This is a genomic window from Clavibacter tessellarius, assembly GCF_001618005.1.
GTDB lineage: Bacteria > Actinomycetota > Actinomycetes > Actinomycetales > Microbacteriaceae > Clavibacter > Clavibacter tessellarius_A.
Map to the genome: position 1 here is coordinate 160,771 of NZ_LQXA01000061.1, position 19,513 is coordinate 180,283.

The following is a 19,513-nucleotide window of genomic DNA, read 5'->3' on the forward strand; positions in this document are numbered from 1 at the left end:
CTCAGCGCGTCGGGGCCCGGCCGCGGTCGTCGTCGGCGCGCCCCGACGGGCGCTCGGCCCGGTCGGCCCGGTCCGCCCGGTCGGCACGGTCCGCCCGGTCCGCCCGCGGCCGCGCGACGAGCGCGTCGACGTGCCGCTCCAGCAGGCGGAGCGCGCGGGCGTGCTGTGCGGGATCCGGCTCGTGCACGAGGAGCTGGAGCGCGAGCCCCGCGACGAGCGCCTGCAGGTGGTCGGCCTCGTCGTCCGGATCCGCGTCCGGCCGCAGCAGGCCGGCGGCCCGCAGCTGCGCGAGCTGGGTGAGGCAGGTCTCGCGCGCGGCGGCGTGGGCGGCCCGGCGCACCTCGCGGAGCCGGGGGTGCGATGCCGCGTCGGCGTGCAGCGCGGCTGTGACCTCGGCCTCCGCGCGGCGCTCGTCGTCGAGCGGGAGCCGCTCGGCGAGGACCTGGACCGTGCGGCGGCGGACGTCCGGCTCGGTGCGGCGGCGCGCGGTGCGGGCGGCGACCCGGCGGCCGACGAGCGCGGTCGCGTGCGCCATCAGCTCGATCCGCGTGGGGAACGAGTGCCGCAGGGACCCGGTGCTGAGGCCCGCCTCGGCGGCGACCGTGCGCACGGAGACGCCGCTCGCGCCGTGCCGGCGGATGACGCGCCAGACGGCCTCGGCGAGCTCGTCCTCGCGACGCGCGCGGTCGATCAGGCGGGGCATGGCGTCACGGTAGCACCGGCATCCCGGCTGTCCGCGGGCGGCCCGGCGAACGCGCCGCGAACGGTAGCGTCGACCGGATGCGCCCCTTCACGCCGCCCTGCGGCCCCGTGGTCGGCTGGGCCGACGGCGAGGTCGCGCGGGCCACCGGAATCCCGTACGCCACCGCCGACCGGTTCTCCCCGCCCGTCGCGCACCCCGACTGGAGCACGCCGCTCGAGGCGACGGAGTGGTCCCCGGCCTGCCCGCAGGTGCCCATGGCGGAGCTCGACGCCGTGCTCGGCGACTTCGCCGGCCTCCGGGTGGACGAGGACTGCCTCCGCGTCTCCGTCACGACGCCGCGCGACGCCTCGCCGGACGCGGGGCTGCCCGTGATGGTCTGGATCCACGGCGGCTCGTACGTCGCGGGCGCGGGCGACGTCCCGATCATGGATCCGGCGCCCCTCGTCGCGGAGCAGCGCGTGGTCGTCGTCACCGTCACCTACCGGCTGGGGCTCCTCGGCTACCTCGGCGACGGCGCGGGCCGCCCCGCGAACCTCGGGCTGCTCGACCAGCTGGAGGCGTTCCGCTGGGTCGCTCGCAACATCCGCGCCTTCGGCGGCGACCCCGACCGCGTGACGGCCTTCGGGCAGTCGGCGGGAGGCGACGCGGTCGCGCACCTGATGGCGCTGCCGGAGGCCGCAGGGCTCTTCCGCCGCGCGATCGTGCAGAGCGCACCCCTCGGCATCTCCCGCGGCCGGCGGCGGATGAACGCGGCCATGGCGCGCGCTTCCCGCGGACTCACGGCGGACATGCCCGTCGAGGACGTGGTCGCGCGGCAGCCCGCCGTCGAGCGCGTCGCCGCGCCGTACGGCCTCATCGGCGCGATGCCCTTCGGCACCCAGTACGGCCACGCGCCGCTGCCGCGCGAGTCGGACCTCGACGCGGCCTGGGACCGCGCGGCGCCCCGCGTCGACGTGCTCATCGGCCACACGGCGGAGGAGGCGCGGCTGTTCCTGCCCGACGTCCCGTGGCTCGCGCGCCTCACCCGCGTGCCCGTGGTGGGCCCGCTCGTGCGGCGGGCGGCGGTCGCGGGCGTCACGGGCATCATCTACGGCGTCCCTGGCCTCCGCTTCGCCCGCCGGCACGCGCGCGCGGGCGGCACGGCGCACTGCTACGTGATCCGCTGGTCGGCCCCCGGCAGCCCGCTCGGCGCCGCGCACACTGTCGACCTGCCGCTCCTGTTCGGCGACGAGGAGGCGTGGCGCGGCGCGGGGCTACTGGCGGGCGCGCCGTGGGAGGGCGTCCAGCGCGACGCCCGCCGGGTGCGGCAGGTGTGGGGCGACTTCGCGCGCGGGCGGATCCCGACCCGACAGCTCATCCCGGGCGTGCTGGAGCTGCGGCGCGTCGACGGCTGACGCGGGGTCCCCTGCGTGCGCCGGGCTCCCAGGGGAGGCGTCAGAGCAGGGCGGAGACGGCCGCGGCGACGACGTCCGGATCCGTCACCGGCACCATGTGCTCGGACCGCGGCGCCGGGATCCACGCGCCGTCCGCCGCGGCTGCCGCCGACGCCCGGTGCGCGCCGACGAGGTCGGCGCGTTGCCGCCGCGTGAGCGCGCCGGACGCCGTGCCGGAGATCACGCGGACGGGCACTCCGGGGAGCGTCGACGACGCCCCGGGGTGCGCGGCGAGCGCCGCGAGGCCCGGCAGGAGGTGTCGCTGCTCGGCCGAGGTGGCGCGCGCGGCCGTGACCGAGCCGGCCGCGGCGACGGCGGCCGCGAGGAGGGGCGCGGGCAGGCCCGCGAGTGCGATCCGGTGCAGCGGCGCCAGCAGGCCGAGGCGCGCGAGCGGCACGAGCATCGCCGCCTGCGCTGCGAATCCCGCACGCGCGAGGGGTCCCGTGTAGGAGCGGGCGCGCTCGTCGCTGGGGTCCACGAGCACCACGCCCGCGGTCGCGATGCCGCGCGCGATCCGCCGCGCCGCCGCCACGCGCACGACCGGCCCGCCCCAGCTGTGACCGACGAGCACGAGGCGGCGGTGCGGGAACGCGGCGATGACCGCCTCCAGGTCGTCGGCCAGGCGGTCGAGGTCGCGCGGCGCGGGATCCGGGTCGCTGGATCCGAGGCCCGCCCGGTCGTAGGCGACGACGCGGTGGGTGCGGGCGAGGATCCCGTTCACGAGGCCCCAGGTGAGGCCGCTGCCGCCGAGGCCCGCCTCCAGGACCACGAGGTCGTCGCCGGTGCCGTCGACCATCGCGCGGAGGCGGCGGCCGTCCGGAGTCGTGACCGTGGCCTCGCGCCCGAGGGAGCCGGTGGTCACGCGAGCACGGGCCACGGCTGCGGCGTCCGGTCGTCTGTCGCGAGGAGCCCCGCCAGCCAGTCGTCCTCCCGGCCCTCGCGACCCATCGCACCGAGGCGGACGACCCCCTCGAAGCGGAAGCCGAGCGCGCGGACGACCGCGGCGGATCCGGTGTTCCCGGCATAGGCGCGCCAGCCGATGCGCACGAGCCCGAGACCGGCGGACGCGTCGAACCCGTGCTCGACGACCGAGGCCGCGGCCTCGCGCATGATCCCGTGACCACGTGCTCCCGGCGCCAGCCAGTACCCGATCTCGGCCCCGCCGTCCGCGATCGCGTGCAGTCCCACGGTGCCGACGAGCGCGTCGCCGTCGAGCACGGCCCAGGTGAGGCGCTCGCCCGAGGCCCAGCCGGCGGGGCAGAACGCGGAGACGAAGGAGAGCGCGTCGTCGCGCGTGTACGGGACGGGCACGGGCACGTAGCGCTGGATCGCCGGGTCCTGGCACGCGGCCGTGATCGCATCGACGTCGTGGAGCGCGGGCGGCCGGAGCGTCAGGCGCGGGGTGCGGAGGGTGACGGCGTCCATCGCGCCACGCTAGCGGAGGGCGTGATGACGGACCGTCGCGGCGGCAGCGCGCACGCAGGGCGTGCGCTGACGCGGGTGGCGGGTCCTGCGTCATCATCTCCCTCGACGGCGCTCGGCCGTCGGGCGACGAAGGGAACGCGGTCGGGATGACGACGCGACACCGGATCCTGTTCACCACGACCCTCGTGATCGCCGCGGGGCTGGAGATCGCGGGGGTGATCCTGCTCGCGACCTCGGGCTTCGAGGACGTCCGCGGTCGGGGCCTGTGCTTCGCGGCCACGGGGATGGGGATGACCTACGTCCTCGTGCGCCTCGTCCAGCGCGGGCGGACGGACCGCTGAGGGCGACGCGCGTCGGAGGGCGCGCCTGGCGCATGCACGACGGCCCGCCCCCTGCAGCAGGGGACGGGCCGTCGCACGTGCGGACGCGGATCAGTCGCGGGGCTTGCGACCCCGGCGCTCGGGGGCCGCGCCGCGCTCGGCGGCACGGGGGCCGCCGCGGTCGGGCCGGATGTCGATCGGCCGGCCGTTGATGAGCGTGCTCGCGAGCTTGTCGAGGCGGTCCTGCGGCAGGCCGGCCGGCAGCTCGACGAGCGAGAAGTCCGGGCGGATGTCGATGTGGCCGAAGTCCTCGCGGCTGAAGCCGCCCTCGTTGGCGAGCGCGCCGACGATCTGGCGGGGCTCGACGCGGTGGCGGCGGCCGACGTCGATGCGGTACGTGGCCATGTTGCCGCTGCCGCGCGCGGGACGGGCCCGGCGCTCGCCGCGGTCGTCGCCGTCGCGGCCCGGGCGGTCGTCCCGGCGCTCGCGCTCGACGCGCGGGGGACGGAGGTCGTCGGCCGAGAGCAGGAGCGGCGTGTCGCCCTGCGCCACGATCGCGAGCGCGGCGGCCACGTCGGACTCGACGACGTCGTGGTGGTTCACGTAGTGGCCCACGATGTCGCGGAACGCGTCGAGGCGCTCGCGATCCTGGAGCGCGGCGGTGATCGCGTCGTCGAAGCGGGTGAGGCGCGTGACGTTCACGTCCTCCGCGCTCGGCATGCGCATCTCGGTGAGCGGCTGGCGCGTGGCCTTCTCGATGGCGGTGAGGAGGCGGCGCTCGCGCGGCGTGACGAAGCTGATCGCCGCGCCGCTGCGCCCGGCCCGGCCCGTGCGGCCGATGCGGTGCACGTACGACTCCGTGTCGATGGGGATGTCGTAGTTGACGACGTGGCTGATCCGGTCGACGTCGAGGCCGCGGGCCGCGACGTCGGTGGCCACGAGGATGTCGAGCTTGCCCGATTTCAGCTGCTCGACCGTGCGCTCGCGCTGCGCCTGCGCGACGTCGCCGGAGATGGCGGCGGCCGCGTATCCACGGGCGCGGAGCTTCTCGGCGAGCGTCTCCGTCTCGTTCTTCGTGCGGACGAACACGATCATGCCCTCGAAGTTCTCGGTCTCGAGGATGCGGGTGAGCGCGTCGACCTTCTGCGGGTACGACACCATCAGGTAGCGCTGCGTGGTGTTCGCGGAGGTCGTGGTCTTGTTCTTGACCGTGATCTCCTCGGGGTCCTGCAGGTACTTGCCCGAGATGCGGCGGATCTGCGCGGGCATCGTGGCCGAGAACAGCGCGATCTGCTTCGACTTCGGGGTGTCCGCGAGGATGGTCTCCACGTCATCCGCGAAGCCCATCTTGAGCATCTCGTCGGCCTCGTCGAGCACGAGGAACTTCAGCTGCGACAGGTCGAGGGTGCCCTTGTCGAGGTGGTCCATGATGCGGCCGGGGGTGCCGACGACCACGTGCACGCCGCGGCGGAGCGCCGACAGCTGCACGCCGTAGCCCTGGCCGCCGTAGACGGGGAGCACGTGCACGCCGCGCATGCCGGACGCGTAGCGCTCGAACGCCTCGCACACCTGGAGCGCGAGCTCGCGGGTGGGCGCGAGGACGAGGGCCTGCGGGGTCTTCTGCGAGACGTCGAGGTTGGAGAGGATCGGCAGCGCGAACGCGGCCGTCTTGCCGGTGCCGGTCTGCGCGACGCCCAGGACGTCGCGGCCGGAGAGGAGGGAGGGGATGGTGGCGGCCTGGATGGCCGAGGGGGTCTCGTAGCCGACGTCCTTGAGGGCCTTGAGAACGGGGTCGGACAGGCCGAGGTCGCTGAAGGTCGTGCGGGGGGCGGCGTCCGCGTCGGGGGTGGATGCGGTGTCGTCAGTGCTCATGCCTCAACGGTAGGGGGTCCGGGGGTCGTCGCGCCCCACCCGGGCGGATCCGGGGACGCGCGGTCGGCGGGGAGGGCCGGTCAGCGGGGACGGCGCCCGACGTACGCGGTGCGGGTGCCGCGGAGGCGGAGGCCCGGGATGCGCGCCAGGGCGTGCGGCCCGTCCGCGTCGAGGAGGGCGTCGAGCGCCGCGACGTCCGCGGGGGCGAGGCGGTCGGCGGAGCGGTCGCGGACGCGCGTCAGCCACGCGCGGGCGGAGGGGAGCGTCGCGGCGGCGGCGATCGGATCCGCGGGGTCGGTGTCGATGCGGAAGATGCGGGTCTTGACGTCGACGAGCCCCGCGTCCCGGAGCCACGGGGCCCAGTCCGGGTGCGACGGGCCGCCCGTGCCGCCGTGCGTGACGGCGTCGTCCAGGCGGTCGACGAGGCCCGGGCCGCCGAGCCCGGGCCCGAGGTCGACGCCGTCCGGCAGGAAGCGCGGCGGGCCGTCCATCTCCACGACGGCGACGAGGCCGCCGGGCGCGAGGCCGTCGCGGATGCGGAGGAGGAGCCCCGCGGGATCCCGCACCTCGTGCAGCACGAGCGAGGCCCAGACGACGTCGGCGGGCGGGAGCGCGGGCCAGGCGTCGTCGAGGTCGGCGAGGACGGGCCGGATCCGGTCGGCGAGGCCGTCGACGACCGCGCGCTCGGCGACGCGCGCGAGCATGGCCTCGCTCGCGCCGACGGCGACCACCTCGGCCCGGTCGAAGCGCCGGGCGAGCGCGACGGACCCCGTGCCCGTCCCGGCACCGAGGTCGACGACGACGCGGCCGGCGGTGTCGCGGGCGAGGGAGCGGACCCACGTGGTCAGCTCGAGGAGGTGGCGGTGCAGGATGCGCGCGTCGAGGTCGAGCAGGGCGGCGAGCGACGGGTCGGCGGGGGCGTGCGCGTGGTGGTGGGGCATGGACCCATGCTCGCGGGCTGGTGCTCGAAGCGCATACGATCTTGCACATGACGCAAGAGACCGACGTCGACGCCCTCGTCCGCCAGCGCATCCGGGGGCTCCGCGAGGCGCGCGGCTGGTCGCTCGACGTGCTGGCGGCGCGCTGCTTCCTCAGCCCCTCGACGCTCAGCCGGATCGAGACGGGTCACCGCCGCATCGCCCTCGACCAGCTGGTGCCGCTCGCGAAGGCCCTCGACACGACGCTCGACGAGCTCATCGAGTCCGGGGACGACGCCGACGTCGTGATCCGGCCGCAGAAGGACGTCGAGGCCGGGCGCACCACGTGGGTGCTGTCGCGCGGCGGCGGCACCGCGTCGGGCGTCTTCGTCGCGAAGATGCGCCTCACGCCGCGGCGCCCGTTCCCCGTGGAGGACCTCGGCGTGCATCCCGGGCGCGACTGGTTCACGGTGCTGTCGGGCACGGCGCGGCTGCAGCTGGGGGAGCGGACGATCCTCGTGGAGGCCGGGGACGCGGCCGAGTTCTCGACGATGGTGCCGCACGCCATCAGCGCGCACCGCGGCGTGACGGAGGTGCTCACGATCCTCGACCGCGACGGGCAGCGGGCGCACCTCGCGACCACCGGGGCGGGCGCCGCGGGAGCCTAGCCCCCGGGGGCGGGTCCGCCGGGGCCTCGGACGGCGCCCCGAGGGCACGGGCACCGGCGGCGCCTGCGCGTCAGGCGGCGAGCGCGGCGGCGGCCGGGTCCACGGCGGGGGCCCGCGATGGGGCGAGGTCGACCGCGAGGCTGCGCGTGCCGGCGTGACGGAAGGCGTCGGCGCCGCCCGCGAAGGCGACGCAGGTCGGATCGCCCGGGAGCGGGGCGACGACGACGGGGACGGCCGCGCGGGGAGCGACGAGGGCGGCGGTGGGGGCGACGGACACGGGCACGGGATCCTCCTGATCTCACCGCCCGGGCGGGCGGTGCCCCCAGGCTCGCGGACCGGGATCCGGCGCGCGTCCTCCTGGCGACCCCCGCACCTCCTCCCGCGGCAGGAGATGCGCCGGGCCGGGAGGACCAGCCGCGCCTCAGACGGTGGTGAGGCGGTACCCGCGCTTGATCACGGTCTGGATGATGCCGCCGTCGGGAAGCGACCGCCGCAGCCGCGAGATCGCCACGTCGACCGCGTGGTCGTCGAGCACCTCCGGCGTCGCGCGGGCGAGCACGCGGCGGGGCACGGTCGCGCCCTCCGCGGCGACGAGGGCGCGGAACAGCGCGAGCGGCACGGGGCTCAGGGCGACGCGCTCGCCGTCGATGACGACCAGGCGTCCGCGGAGCTCGATCGCGCCGTGCCGGGTCTCGACGCGCTGGACGCCCGCCTCCTCGAGGTGCGCGCACACGAGCCGGATGAGCGCCCCCATGCGGAACCGGTCGGGCGTGATCGGCAGGATCCCCGCCTCCACGAGCGGCGCCGCCGTCACCGGGCCGACGGCCGCCGCGACCACCATCGTCCGGAGCGCCTCCTGGAGGTCCTCCAGCCGGCCGGCCGCGTCCGCCGTCGTGAACAGGGCCTCGACGGCGGGCGCGCTCGTGAAGGTGACCGCGTCGATCCCGCCCGTGCACACCGTCTCGACGAGCCGCAGCACGCGCGCGGAGTCCTCGTGCACGGTCCAGCGGTAGGGCGCGACCGTGAGCACGCGGGCGCCGGCGGCCTCCAGGCGCGCGAGCTGCACCGGATCCGTGAAGCCGTGCAGCTGCACCGCCACCGTCACGCCGTCGACGTCGCCGCGCAGCACCAGGTCGACGAGCGACGTGGTGGTCTCGCGCTCGCTCATGCCGTGGTCGTCGAGCGAGGCGGCGCGGATGGCGCCACGCGCCTTGGGGCCGCGGACGAGGATGCGCGCCCCCGCGAGGACCTCGGTGAGCTCGTCGCCGATGCCCGCGGCGTCGGCGGCCTCGAACCAGCGCCGGATGCCGTAGGACGTCGTGGCGAGCAGGATGCCGGGCCGGGCCCGGATGATCGCGCGCGTCTCCGCCTCGAGCGCGGAGTCGTCGCTGACGCCGGTCATGCGGATCGTGGGCGCGTGCATCACGTCGGCGCCGCGGCGCTCGAACGCGGCGATGAGGTCCTCGGAGCGCCGGTCGGAGGTGACGGCGATGCGGAAGCCCTCGAGCTGGTCGGGGCGGAAGCCGGGCTCGGCGTCGGATCCGGTCATGGCGGGCGCTCCCTCGGCGGTCACGGCGTCGCCCGTGCCCGGCGCTCATCCTCCCACGGCGCGTGCCCGGCGGCCGCGGCCTCCTCGGCCCAGCCGGGCACCCGCACGACCTCGCCCACGACGATGACCGCGGGCGAGCGCGGCGCCACCGTGCCGAGCAACCCGGCGACCCCCGCGACCGTGGTGACCGTCGTGCGCTGGTCGATCGCGTAGCCGCGCTCCACGATGGCGAGCGGCATGTCGGCGCGCATGCCGTGCCGCTGGAGCCCCGCCACGAGGTGCGGCAGCGTGTTCACGCCCATGAGCACGACGAGCGTGCCGCCGAGGCCCACGAGGTGCGCGAGCTCGTCCTCGGAGAAGGGCACGTGGCCCGAGACCACAGTGAAGGCGCGGCTCACCTCGCGGTGCGTGACGGGGATCCCGGCGGCGGCGGGCACCGCGACGGCGCTCGTGACGCCGGGCACGACGGTCACGGGCACGCCGGCCGCCCGGCACGCGATGACCTCCTCGCCGCCGCGCCCGAAGACGAACGGGTCGCCGCCCTTGAGGCGCACGACGCGGAGGCCGCGGGACGCGTGCTCGACGAGCAGCTCCTCGATCCGGCGCTGCGGCACGGCGTGGTGCCCGGGGGTCTTGCCCACGTCGACGAGCTCGGCGCCCGGGGCGAACGCCGCCACGTCGTCGGTGGGGCCGAGGCGGTCGTGCAGCACGACGTCGGCCTCGGCGAGGGCGGCGCGCGCCGCGACGGTCATGAGGCCCGGATCCCCGGGGCCGCCGCCCACGAGCGTCACGTGCCCGAGCGGCGTGGGCGCGATGCCCTCGGCCACCTGGAACCAGACGCGCTCGGCCCGGCATGCCTCGGCGACCGCGGCGCGGCGGACGGCGTCGCCCTCCACCCACAGCACGAGGTCGGGCAGCGGCCGGCCGTCGAGGGCCGCCGCGTCGAGCGCCGCGCCCGCGGCGTGGTCGGGCACGAGCTCCACGCGGGCGCCGTCCGCGGCGAGCCGGGCGGTGATCCGGCGGGTGGCGTCGGCGCCGCCCACCACGACGACGCGGCGGCCCTGGACATCGAGGGGGATCGGCACGGCTCACACCTTCCGGACGGGGATGGACGGTCCCGACAGCATGACGGATCCGTCGCGCTCCTCCGGGGAGGCGGGCCTCCTCTGGCCGCGCTCCTCGACGCGGGCGAGCGACGGGTCCGGCGTGGTCGGCGCGTTGACGAACGAGCGGAAGCGGCGGAGCCGGTCGGGGTCGGCGAGCGTCGCCGCCCACTCGTCCTCGTAGCCGTCGATCTGCAGCGCCATCGCCTGCTCGAGCTCCTCGGCGATGCCGAGCGAGTCCTCCACGACCACCTGGTGCACGTGCTCGAGGCCGCCCTCCAGCTCCTCCTGCCAGCGCGCCGTGCGCTGGAGCCGCTCGGCCGTGCGCACGTAGTACATGAGGTAGCGGTCGATGTAGCGGATGAGGGTGGCGTCGTCGAGGTCCTTGGCGAGCAGCTGCGCGTGCGCGGGCGTGAAGCCGCCGTTGCCGCCGACGTAGAGGTTCCAGCCGGTCTCGGTCGCGATCACGCCGATGTCCTTGGCGCGCGCCTCGGCGCACTCGCGCGCGCAGCCGGAGACGCCCATCTTGAACTTGTGCGGCGAGCGCACCCCGCGGTAGCGCAGCTCCAGGTGCACGGCCATGGCGACGGCGTCCTGCACGCCGTAGCGGCACCACGTGGATCCCACGCACGACTTCACGTTGCGGAGCGCCTTGCCGTACGCCTGGCCGGACTCGAAGCCGGCGTCGACGAGGATCCGCCAGATCTCCGGCAGCTGCTCCAGCCGGGCGCCGAACATGTCGATGCGCTGGCCGCCCGTGATCTTCGTATAGAGGTCGTACCGCTCGGCCACCTCCGCGATGACCTTGAGCTTCGCGGGCGTGATCTCGCCGCCCGGGATGCGCGGGACGACCGAGTAGGTGCCGTCCTTCTGCATGTTCGCGAGCGCCCGGTCGTTGGTGTCCTGCAGCGGCCCCTGGCCGGCGTCGAGGATGTAGCCCTTGGTCTGGGTGGCGAGCACGGACGCGACCACGGGCTTGCAGACGTCGCAGCCGAGGCCGGACCCCAGGCGCTCGAACACCTGCGCGGCGGAGGTGAGGCCGAGGATCCGCACGGTCTCGAACAGCTCGCTGCGGCTCACGGCGAAGTGCTCGCACAGGGCGCGCGACACCTCGACGCCCGCGGCCTCGAGCTCGGTGTCGAGGATCTTCTTCACGAGCGGCACGCACGATCCGCACTGGGTGCCGGCGCGGCTGCACGCCTTGAGCGCGGCGAGGTCGGTGCAGCCGGGGGCGCCGTCGGATCCGCGGACCGCGTGCCGCACGTCGCCCGCGCTCACGTCGTTGCAGGAGCACACCTGCACGTCGTCGGGGAGGTCGGTGGCGGCCGGCGGCTCGGCGCCCGCGGCCGAGAGGTAGGCGCCGGGCTCGGACGCGAGCTCGCGGCCGAGCATCGGGCGGAGCGCGCTGTAGGGGGCCGCGTCGCCCACGAAGACGCCGCCGAGGAGGGTCCGCGCGTCGTCGCTCATGACGATCTTCTGGTACAGCCCGCGGGCGGGATCGGCGTACACGACCTCGAGCGCGCCCTCCGAGCGGCCCATCGCGTCGCCGAAGGACGCGACCTCCACGCCGGCGAGCTTGAGCTTCGTCGCGTCGTCGATGCCGGGGAACACCGCCTCGCCGCCCGTGATGCGGTCGGCGACGGTCTCCGCCATCGCGTTCGCGGGCGCCACGAGGCCGACGCACACGCCGTCGACCGCGGCGACCTCGCCGATCGCCCACACGTGCGGCGCCGAGGTGCGGCACGCCGCGTCGATCGCGACGCCGCCCCGCGGGCCGAGCTCGAGCCCGGCGTCGCGCGCGAGCTCGTCGCGCGGCGTGATCCCGATGGAGAACACGACGACGTCCGCGGAGATCGTGCGCCCGTCGGTGAGCGCCACCCCGGTCACGCGGCCGGTCGGCGTCGTGAGGATCGCGGTGGGCCGGACGCCGAGGTGCAGCTCGATGCCGCGGCCGTGGACGATGCGCCCGAGCGCCTGCCCCGCCCCCTCGTCGAGCTGGGACGACATGAGCCAGCGGCCCGAGTGCACGACCGCCGAGCGGGCGCCGAGGGCGTGCACGCCGCCCGCGGCCTCGAGCCCGAGGAGGCCGCCGCCGACCGTGACGACGTTCGCGGGCCGGCCGTTCCTCTCGCGGAAGCGCGCGATCTCGGCCACGAGGTCGGCGACGTCCGCGAGCGTCCGGTACACCCGGCCGGACGCGGCGCCGTCGATGGGCGGCACGGTCGCGGAGGATCCCGTCGCGAGCACGAGCTCGTCGTAGGGGAGGACCGCGCCGTCGTCGAGGGAGACCGTGCGGGCCGCCGGGTCGATGCGCGTGGCGAGTCGGCCGGGACGGCAGTCGAGCGCGACGTGGTCCCAGAACGCGGCCTCGCCGAGGGTCAGGTCGACCTCGCCGGCGAGGCGCTTCGAGAGCTGCACGCGGTCGTAGGGGAGGTGCGGCTCGTCGCCGACCACGGTGACCCGGAGGTCGGGCGACGACGCGTCCGCGCGGGAGGCGAGCGACTCGGCGAGCCGGTGCGCCGCGGGACCGCCGCCCACGACGACGACCCGGCGGATGCCGTCGGGCCCCGTGGTCGGGGCCTGGTCGGCGCGCAGGGGGACGGCGTGCGGGTCGGGCGGCGTGGCAGCTGGTGCGCTCATGACGGACCTCCTCCTCGGGTGTCCTCCCACGCTAGGCAGGGCCCGTTTCGGGGCCGTTGCCCCCGTGTCACGCCGTGTGACGCGCGCCTCACGCCGATGCCGGACGGCCGAGAGGTCTTCGTTACGCCGCCGTCACGGCGACGGTCGGAGACCGAAACACCGCGTCCCTAGCGTGGCCGACACGAGCCGCCCGGATCCGTGCCGGGCCGTATACACCGCACCACCCGGCACCGACCGCGAGGAGACCGCATGACCATGACGGAGGTCGCCGCGTCCGACGCGGGCGCGACGTCGACGGGCCCCTGGACCGCCGTCTGCCGGCTCGACCAGCTGGAGCCGCTCTGGGGCGAGGCCGCGCTCGTCGGCGGCGAGCAGGTCGCGCTCCTCCGCCTGCCGGACGGGAGCGTGCGGGCCGTCGACCACGCGGATCCGGCGACCGGGGCCTTCGTGATGGCGCGCGGCATCGTCGGTTCCCGCGGCACCCGCACCACCATCGCCTCGCCGCTGCACAAGGACGTCTTCGACCTCGACACGGGGGAGTGCCTCACGACGCCCGCGCTGCGGCTGCCTGTGTGGCGCAGCCGCGTGCGCGACGGCGTCGTGGAGGTGGCCCGCTCGGCGGCGCTCGTCGCGGCGTCGCACGGCACCTCGGATCCGGCCGGCCGCCGCGCGGTGACCGCGCTCGTGCAGGCCGTGCGCGAGGCCCGGCCCGACCTCCGCGTCGTGGACGCGCACGTCGACGTGCAGCAGCCCGACGTGCCCGCCGCCATGGACCTGCTCGACGACCCGTCCCGCGCGGTCGTCGTCGTGCCGCTCCTCCTGAGCGCCGGGTACCACGTGCACGTCGACCTCGCCGAGGCCGCCGCCGACGCCGCGCCGCGCGAGGTGCGCGTCACGGGCGCGCTCGGGCCGGATCCGCGGCTCGCGACCGTGCTCGCCCGCCGCCTCCGGGAGGCCGGGCTGCGGGACGGCGACCGCGTCGTGCTCGCGGCCGCCGGATCCAGCGACGCGGGCGCCGTCGCCGACTGCCACGCCGTGGGCGGCATGCTCGCGTCCGAGCTCGGCCGCGAGGTCGTCACGTCGTTCATCTCGGCGGCGCGACCACGCGTGCCCGCGGCCGTCCGCGCGGAGCGGGACGCCCACCCGGGATCCCGCGTCGTCGTGGCCACCTACCTCCTCGCCCCCGGCTACTTCGCCACCCTCGCCGAGCGCGCGGGAGGGGACGCGACGAGCGCCCCGCTCCTCGTCGACGGCGAGGCGCCGCCCGCCGAGCTCGTCGACATCGTCGTCGAGCTGCACGCGTCGGCGGCGGTGCCCGTGCGCTGACCCGCGCCCGGCCGACGGCGCCCGCCGCGCATCGGCGCCCACCCGCCGCCACCCGACCACGATCCGCCATGCCCGTCCCGCTCGACCACGACCAGGAGACCCGCCATGACCGAACTCCTCCCGCCCGCGACCGGGCGCACCGCGCCCGCTCCCGAGCAGCCCGTCGCCCCGGCCGCCGCGCCAGGTGCCGGGTCGCCCTCCGCCCGCACCGTCGACGCGCACGGAGCCCAGGCCCCCGGCCTCACCTTCCGCGACGGCGCCGTCATCGACGGCTGGGACCCGGAGGACCAGGCGCAGTGGGCCGGCGGCGGATCCCGCATCGCCGCCCGCAACCTGCGCTGGTCGATCCTCGCCGAGTTCCTCGGCTTCGTCGTCTGGCAGCTGTGGTCGATCGTCGTGGTCCAGCTGCCGGCCGCCGGCTTCGACCTGTCCACGGGCCAGGTGTTCTGGCTCATCTCGATGCCGAGCCTCGTCGGCGCGACCCTCCGCTTCCCCTACACCTTCATGGTGCCGCGCTTCGGCGGCCGCAACTGGACCGTCATCTCGGCCCTCCTGCTGCTCATCCCGACGATCGCGCTCGCCGTGTGCGTCGGGAACCCGCAGACGCCCTTCGGCGTGCTGCTCCTCGTGGCCGCGCTCGCCGGGTTCGGCGGCGGCAACTTCGCGAGCTCCATGTCGAACATCACCTACTTCTACCCGCAGAGCCGCAAGGGCTGGGCGCTCGGCCTCAACGCCGCGGGCGGCAACCTCGGGGCGTCGGTGGCGCAGCTCGTGGTGCCGCTCGTGATCACGGTGGGCGCGGCCGCGACGCTCGACCTCCCGCTCGCCGGCTGGGTCTGGGTGCCGCTCATCCTCGTCGCCGCGTTCGGCGCCTGGCGGCGCATGGACAACCTCTCGCACGCGAAGGCCGACCTCACGGCGTCGCTCGCGGCGCTCCGAGAGCCGCACCTGTGGATCCTCGCGTTCCTCTACGTGGGCACCTTCGGCTCGTTCATCGGCTTCGCGGGCGTGTTCCCGAAGCTCATCTCCGACGAGTTCCCCGAGCTGTCGACCTTCGCGGTGGGCTCGGCGACGCTGTCGCTCGCGTTCCTCGGCTCGCTCATGGGATCCATCGCCCGGCCGATCGGCGGCCGCCTCGCCGACCGGCACGGCGGCGCCGCGGTGACCATGGGCGCGTTCGTGGTGATGGGCCTCGCGGTCGTCGCGGTCATCGCCACCCTGCCGATGGGCAGCTTCCCGCTCTTCCTCGCGCTGTTCCTCGTGCTCTTCACGGCGAGCGGCATGGGCAACGGCGCGACCTACCGCATGATCCCGGCGGTGTTCGCCCTCCGCTCCGGCACGGCGCGCGCCGGCCGCGGATCCGGCGACGTGGGCACGCAGCGGAAGACGGCGGCGGCGCTCGGCCTCATCTCCGGCCTCGGCGCGTACGGCGGCTTCATCATCCCGCAGGTGCTCAGCCTCTCGAAGACGGAGACGGGCGGGTACACGACGGGTCTCGGCGGCTTCGTCGTGGCGTACGCGGTGATGCTCGCGGTGACCGGGCTCGTCTACCTGCGGGCGGGCGGGATCCGCCGCGGGACCGCCGCCGGCGCGCGCGTCTGATGCCGGCGGTCGCCGAGGCGGGGCCCGGCGCGGTCGGCGGCGCGCCCGCGGGCACGCGCGGGCACTGCCCGTACTGCGCCCTCCAGTGCGCGATGACGATGACGCCGGTGGCGGTGCCGGCGGCGTCGCCCGCACCCGCGTCGCCCGCACCCGGGTCGCCCGCCGCGCCCGCGCCCGCACCCGTGCTCGAGGTCGCGGGCCGCGACTTCCCCACGAACCGCGGCGGCCTCTGCCGCAAGGGCTGGACCAGCGCCGAGGTGCTCACGGCGGCGGGCCGGCTCACGCATCCGCTCGTGCGGGACGCGTCGGGCGGGCTCGTCCGCGCGACGTGGGACGAGGCGCTCGACCTCGTCGCCGATCGGCTCCGCGACAGCCGCGCGCGCTTCGGCGCCGACTCGGTGGGCGTCTTCGGCGGCGGCGGCCTCACCAACGAGAAGGCGTACCAGCTCGGGAAGTTCGCGCGCATCGCCCTCGGCACCTCCCGCATCGACTACAACGGCCGGTTCTGCATGTCGTCCGCGGCGGCCGCCGGCAACCGCGCGTTCGGCGTCGACCGCGGGCTGCCGTTCCCCGTCGCCGACCTCGACGGCGCGGCCACGATCCTGCTGCTCGGCTCCAACGTCGCCGCCACCATGCCGCCGTTCATCGGGCACCTCGGCGGGGCGCGGGCCGCGGGCGGGCTCGTCGTGGTGGATCCGCGCCGCTCGGCCACCGCGCACCTCGCCGACGACGGGCAGGGGATCCACCTGCAGCCCGCGCCCGGGACCGACCTCGTGCTGCTGCTCGGGCTGATCCACGTCGTGCTCGCGGAGGGCCTCGCCGACGACGCGTACGTCGCCGCGCGCACCACGGGCCTCGACGCCGTGCGCCGGAGCGCCAACGCGTGGTGGCCGGAGCGCGTGCAGCAGGTGACGGGCGTGCCGGTCGCGGAGCTGCGCCGGGTGGCCCGGCGGCTCGCGGACGGCCGCGGCACCTTCATCCTCACCGGCCGCGGCGTCGAGCAGCACGTGGACGGCACCGACACCGCGACCGCCGCCATCGACCTCGCGCTGCTGCTCGGGCTGCCCGGTCGGCCCGGATCCGGCTACGGCACCCTCACCGGCCAGGGCAACGGGCAGGGCGGACGCGAGCACGGCCAGAAGTGCGACCAGCTGCCCGGCTACCGGCGGATCGCCGACCCTGCGGCCCGCGCGCACGTCGCCGCCGTGTGGGGCGTGGACCCCGCGACCATCCCGGGGCCCGGCGTGCCGGCGGTCGAGCTGCTCGGCGAGCTGGGGGAGCCCGGCGGGATCCGCTGCCTGCTCGTGCACGGATCCAACGTCGTCGTCTCCGCGCCCGACGTCACCGCCGTGCGCCGCGGCCTCGCGCGCCTCGACCTGCTCGTCGTGTGCGACCTCGTGCTCTCCGAGACCGCGGCGCTCGCCGACGTGGTGCTGCCCGTCACGCAGTGGGCCGAGGAGGAGGGCACCACGACCTCGCTCGAGGGACGCGTGATCCGGCGCCGCCGCGCCCTCGCCCCGCCTCCGGAGGTGCGCAGCGAGCTGGAGGTGCTGGCCGAGCTGGCGCGGCGGCTCGACGCGCCCTCCGCCTGGCCCACCGACCCCGCCGTCGTGTTCGACGAGCTCGCGCGGGCGTCGGCGGGCGGCATCGCCGACTACTCCGGGCTCAGCCACGCGCTCCTCGACGACGACGCCGTGGAGGCGTTCTGGCCGTACCCGGCCGGATCCACGGGCACGCCGCGCCTGTTCGCCGACCGGTTCGCGCACCCGGACGGACGCGCGCGGCTCGTCGCGGTGAGCCCCCGCGACGTGACCGCGGGGGATCCGGCGCCCGTCGGCGGCGCGCTCACGCTCGTCACCGGGCGGCTGCTCGAGCACTACCAGTCGGGCGCGCAGACCCGGCGGGTGCCCGAGCTGCAGGACGCGCAGCCCGTGGCGCGGCTGCAGATCCACCCGGTGACGGCGGTGCGGCTCGGGATCGTGCACGGCGCGCCCGTCGCGGTCCAGAACGCGCGCGGCGAGGTGCGGGCCGTCGCGGAGGTGACCGCGGGGATCCGGCACGACACGGTGTTCCTGCCCTTCCACTACGCGGGATCCGAGTGCGCGAACCTGCTGACGGCCGCCGACGTGGATCCCGTCTCGGCCATGCCCGAGTTCAAGCGCACGGCCGTGACCGTGCGCGCGCTGGCGACGGACGCGGGGGCTGCGCGTGGCTGAGGCGGGGGACGGCGCGATCCGCGTGCTGGTCGTCGGCCACGGGCCCGTCGCGGCGCGTCTCGTCGAGGGGCTCCTGCCGGCGGTGCGGGCCGGGATCCTCGACGTCGTGGTCGTGGGCGCCGAGGAGGACGACCCCTACAACCGCGTGCTCGTCGCGGAGCACGCCGTGGGGCGCGCCGACCGGGAGCGCCTCGAGGTGGCCGACACGGCCGCGGCCGAGGCGGCGGGCGTGCGCGTGCTGCGGCACGGCGCGGTGGTCGGGATCGATCGCGGGCACCGGATCGCGACGCTGCACACCGGCCAGGTGCTGCCCTACGACCGGCTCGTGCTGGCGACGGGCGCCCGCGCGCACGTGCCGCCGATGGACGGGCTCGAGGCGTCCCGCCATGCGCGCGGCGACGCCCCGTGGGATCCCGACGCGCTCGATCACGGACGGCGTCCGCTCCCGGCGGGCGTGGTCGCGCTCCGCGACCTGCGGGATGCGCGCATCGTGCTGGCGGCCGTCCGGGCCGGGCGGCGCATCGTCGTGCTCGGCGCGGGCGTGCTCGGCATGGAGCTGGCGCTCGCCGCGGCCGAGCAGGGCGCGGACGTCGTCGCCGTGCATCACGGCGACGTCCCCATGGCGCGCAACCTCGACCGCGGCGGCGGCCGCACGCTCAGCCACGCGGCTGATGCGGCGGGCGTCGCGATGGCGGCGCACGCCCGGGCCGAGGGCGTGCTGCTGCACGACCGCGGCACCGACGACGAGCGCTTCCAGGCGCTCCTGCTCGCGGACGGCGGGCGCATCGACGGCGACCTCCTCGTGCTGTCCTGCGGCGTCACGGCGCGCGACGAGCTCGCGTCCGCGGCGGGCCTCGCGGTGGGGCGTGGCGTGCTCGTGGGCGCCGACCTCCGCAGCTGGACCGACCCGGCCGTGTTCGCGATCGGGGACTGCGCGCACGTCGCGGCGCCGGGATCCGCGCGGCCCGACGGACAGGTCCCCGGCGGGCCGTCCGGCCTCATCGGGCCGGGCTGGCGGCAGGCCGACGCGCTCGCGGGGCTGCTCGCGGCCGAGGCGGAGGCCCGGCACGGGCACGCGGCGGGATCCGCGGGAGGCAGCGCGCCGGTCGTGCCCGATGCCCCGCCCGGCCTCGGTGCCGATGACGGGCGTCCGCCCGTCGTGATGCTCAAGGCCGAGGGCGTCGACGTGGTCGCGGGCGGCGACGTGACCGCGGAGCCGTGGGACGACCCGCCCCGGCGACGCCGCCGGCCGGGCCGCGCGCACGCCGCGACCTGCGACACCGAGGAGCTCGACGCCGACGCGGGCCCCGCCCCGCGCGAGGTGGCCGTGTGGACCGACCCCGCCCGCGGCGCGTACGTCAAGACCGTGACGCGCGACGGGATCCTCGTGGGCTTCGTCAGCGTCGGCATGCCGCGCGCGGGTGCCGAGCTCACGCTCCTGTTCGAGCGCCGCGGCGAGCTGCCGGCCGACCGCTCCGTGCTCCTCCGCCTCGATGCGGCCGACGCCGGGGCCCTGCCCACCGGGGATCCGCTCGCGCCCGACGCGACCGTGTGCTGGTGCAACGGCGTGACCGCGGGGACCATCGCGGAGGCCGCCGCGGGCGGTGCCGCCACGGTCGAGGAGATCGGCGCGTGCACGCGCGCGGGCACCGGGTGCGGCACGTGCCGCGGGCGGATCCAGGAGGTCCTCGCCTCCGCGGGCGGCCGGGCGGCGGCGCTGCTGTAGGGGAGCGGGGCGC

At 76.6% G+C, this 19,513-nt stretch carries 16 protein-coding genes; 7 read left to right on the plus strand and 9 right to left on the minus strand.

What is annotated here, in order from left to right:
* Window position 1: 1 nt before the first annotated feature.
* Complete coding sequence (locus tag AWH51_RS15530) at window positions 2–703, minus strand: TetR/AcrR family transcriptional regulator (protein ID WP_081235165.1); 702 nt, start codon at window positions 701–703, stop codon at window positions 2–4.
* Window positions 704–780: 77 nt separating this feature from the next.
* Between AWH51_RS15530 and AWH51_RS15535 the strand changes: the two genes are divergently transcribed.
* Entirely contained in the window at window positions 781–2,097 is a 1,317-nt protein-coding gene (locus tag AWH51_RS15535; RefSeq protein ID WP_063072940.1) for a carboxylesterase family protein, read from the plus strand.
* A 40-nt stretch (window positions 2,098–2,137) separates the two neighbouring features.
* Here AWH51_RS15535 and AWH51_RS15540 read toward each other — a convergent pair whose 3' ends face one another.
* Window positions 2,138–2,998 carry an alpha/beta fold hydrolase gene (locus AWH51_RS15540; RefSeq protein ID WP_254654606.1) on the minus strand — a complete coding sequence of 287 codons (861 nt, stop codon included), beginning with the start codon at window positions 2,996–2,998 and terminating at the stop codon, window positions 2,138–2,140.
* Window positions 2,995–3,561 carry a GNAT family N-acetyltransferase gene (locus AWH51_RS15545; protein WP_063072942.1) on the minus strand — a complete coding sequence of 189 codons (567 nt, stop codon included), beginning with the start codon at window positions 3,559–3,561 and terminating at the stop codon, window positions 2,995–2,997. Before AWH51_RS15545 ends, AWH51_RS15540 begins: the two co-directional genes overlap by 4 nt.
* A 146-nt stretch (window positions 3,562–3,707) precedes the next feature.
* Here AWH51_RS15545 and AWH51_RS15550 point away from each other — a divergent pair, with 146 nt between their 5' ends.
* Window positions 3,708–3,902 (plus strand): hypothetical protein, encoded by a 195-nt coding sequence (locus tag AWH51_RS15550; protein WP_063072943.1) that lies wholly within the window; start codon window positions 3,708–3,710, stop codon window positions 3,900–3,902.
* A gap of 90 nt (window positions 3,903–3,992) precedes the next feature.
* Here the strand turns inward: AWH51_RS15550 and AWH51_RS15555 are convergent, their stop codons facing one another.
* On the minus strand, window positions 3,993–5,753 hold the full coding sequence (locus AWH51_RS15555) for a DEAD/DEAH box helicase (protein WP_063072944.1): 1,761 nt from the start codon (window positions 5,751–5,753) through the stop codon (window positions 3,993–3,995).
* Between the two features lie 80 nt (window positions 5,754–5,833).
* Window positions 5,834–6,694, minus strand: a complete 861-nt coding sequence (locus tag AWH51_RS15560) for a class I SAM-dependent methyltransferase (protein WP_063072945.1) — start codon at window positions 6,692–6,694, stop codon at window positions 5,834–5,836.
* A gap of 47 nt (window positions 6,695–6,741) precedes the next feature.
* Here AWH51_RS15560 and AWH51_RS15565 point away from each other — a divergent pair, with 47 nt between their 5' ends.
* Window positions 6,742–7,338 carry an XRE family transcriptional regulator gene (locus AWH51_RS15565; protein WP_063072946.1) on the plus strand — a complete coding sequence of 199 codons (597 nt, stop codon included), beginning with the start codon at window positions 6,742–6,744 and terminating at the stop codon, window positions 7,336–7,338.
* Between the two features lie 70 nt (window positions 7,339–7,408).
* On the opposite strand, the gene AWH51_RS15570 is transcribed toward AWH51_RS15565, so the two are convergent.
* The 4 genes from AWH51_RS15570 to nirB form a co-directional block, all read right to left on the minus strand.
* Window positions 7,409–7,615, minus strand: coding sequence for a hypothetical protein (locus AWH51_RS15570; RefSeq protein WP_131798154.1), 207 nt, complete (start codon window positions 7,613–7,615; stop codon window positions 7,409–7,411).
* Window positions 7,616–7,759: 144 nt separating this feature from the next.
* Window positions 7,760–8,887 carry a uroporphyrinogen-III synthase gene (locus AWH51_RS15575; RefSeq protein ID WP_063072966.1) on the minus strand — a complete coding sequence of 376 codons (1,128 nt, stop codon included), beginning with the start codon at window positions 8,885–8,887 and terminating at the stop codon, window positions 7,760–7,762.
* A 20-nt stretch (window positions 8,888–8,907) separates the two neighbouring features.
* Window positions 8,908–9,972, minus strand: a complete 1,065-nt coding sequence (gene cobA / locus AWH51_RS15580) for a uroporphyrinogen-III C-methyltransferase (RefSeq protein ID WP_063072948.1) — start codon at window positions 9,970–9,972, stop codon at window positions 8,908–8,910.
* 3 nt (window positions 9,973–9,975) lie between these two features.
* On the minus strand, window positions 9,976–12,630 hold the full coding sequence (gene nirB, locus AWH51_RS15585; RefSeq protein WP_081235166.1) for a nitrite reductase large subunit NirB: 2,655 nt from the start codon (window positions 12,628–12,630) through the stop codon (window positions 9,976–9,978).
* 249 nt (window positions 12,631–12,879) lie between these two features.
* Here nirB and nirD point away from each other — a divergent pair, with 249 nt between their 5' ends.
* The 4 genes from nirD to AWH51_RS15605 all read left to right on the plus strand — a co-directional run bounded on the left by nirD (window position 12,880) and on the right by AWH51_RS15605 (window position 19,500).
* Window positions 12,880–13,956, plus strand: coding sequence for a nitrite reductase small subunit NirD (gene nirD, locus AWH51_RS15590; RefSeq protein ID WP_081235167.1), 1,077 nt, complete (start codon window positions 12,880–12,882; stop codon window positions 13,954–13,956).
* Window positions 13,957–14,061: 105 nt separating this feature from the next.
* Entirely contained in the window at window positions 14,062–15,558 is a 1,497-nt protein-coding gene (locus AWH51_RS15595; RefSeq protein WP_081235168.1) for an MFS transporter, read from the plus strand.
* 92 nt (window positions 15,559–15,650) lie between these two features.
* The gene (locus AWH51_RS15600; protein WP_063072969.1) at window positions 15,651–17,774 is read left to right on the plus strand and encodes a molybdopterin oxidoreductase family protein; all 2,124 of its coding nucleotides are present in this window, start codon (window positions 15,651–15,653) and stop codon (window positions 17,772–17,774) included.
* Window positions 17,767–19,500, plus strand: coding sequence for an FAD-dependent oxidoreductase (locus AWH51_RS15605; RefSeq protein ID WP_063072949.1), 1,734 nt, complete (start codon window positions 17,767–17,769; stop codon window positions 19,498–19,500). Before AWH51_RS15600 ends, AWH51_RS15605 begins: the two co-directional genes overlap by 8 nt.
* The last annotated feature ends 13 nt before the right edge of the window (window positions 19,501–19,513 follow it).

Excerpts from the sequence above, each read along its gene's own strand:
- AWH51_RS15530 (WP_081235165.1), bottom strand. The coding sequence starts at position 703 with ATGCCCCGCCTGATCGACCGCGCGCGTCGCGAGGACGAGCTCGCCGAG.
- AWH51_RS15535 (WP_063072940.1), top strand. The coding sequence starts at position 781 with ATGCGCCCCTTCACGCCGCCCTGCGGCCCCGTGGTCGGCTGGGCCGAC.
- AWH51_RS15545 (WP_063072942.1), bottom strand. The coding sequence starts at position 3,561 with ATGGACGCCGTCACCCTCCGCACCCCGCGCCTGACGCTCCGGCCGCCC.
- AWH51_RS15550 (WP_063072943.1), top strand. The coding sequence starts at position 3,708 with ATGACGACGCGACACCGGATCCTGTTCACCACGACCCTCGTGATCGCC.
- AWH51_RS15555 (WP_063072944.1), bottom strand. The coding sequence starts at position 5,753 with ATGAGCACTGACGACACCGCATCCACCCCCGACGCGGACGCCGCCCCC.
- AWH51_RS15560 (WP_063072945.1), bottom strand. The coding sequence starts at position 6,694 with ATGCCCCACCACCACGCGCACGCCCCCGCCGACCCGTCGCTCGCCGCC.
- AWH51_RS15565 (WP_063072946.1), top strand. The coding sequence starts at position 6,742 with ATGACGCAAGAGACCGACGTCGACGCCCTCGTCCGCCAGCGCATCCGG.
- AWH51_RS15575 (WP_063072966.1), bottom strand. The coding sequence starts at position 8,887 with ATGACCGGATCCGACGCCGAGCCCGGCTTCCGCCCCGACCAGCTCGAG.
- nirB (WP_081235166.1), bottom strand. The coding sequence starts at position 12,630 with ATGAGCGCACCAGCTGCCACGCCGCCCGACCCGCACGCCGTCCCCCTG.
- nirD (WP_081235167.1), top strand. The coding sequence starts at position 12,880 with ATGACCATGACGGAGGTCGCCGCGTCCGACGCGGGCGCGACGTCGACG.
- AWH51_RS15595 (WP_081235168.1), top strand. The coding sequence starts at position 14,062 with ATGACCGAACTCCTCCCGCCCGCGACCGGGCGCACCGCGCCCGCTCCC.
- AWH51_RS15600 (WP_063072969.1), top strand. The coding sequence starts at position 15,651 with ATGACGATGACGCCGGTGGCGGTGCCGGCGGCGTCGCCCGCACCCGCG.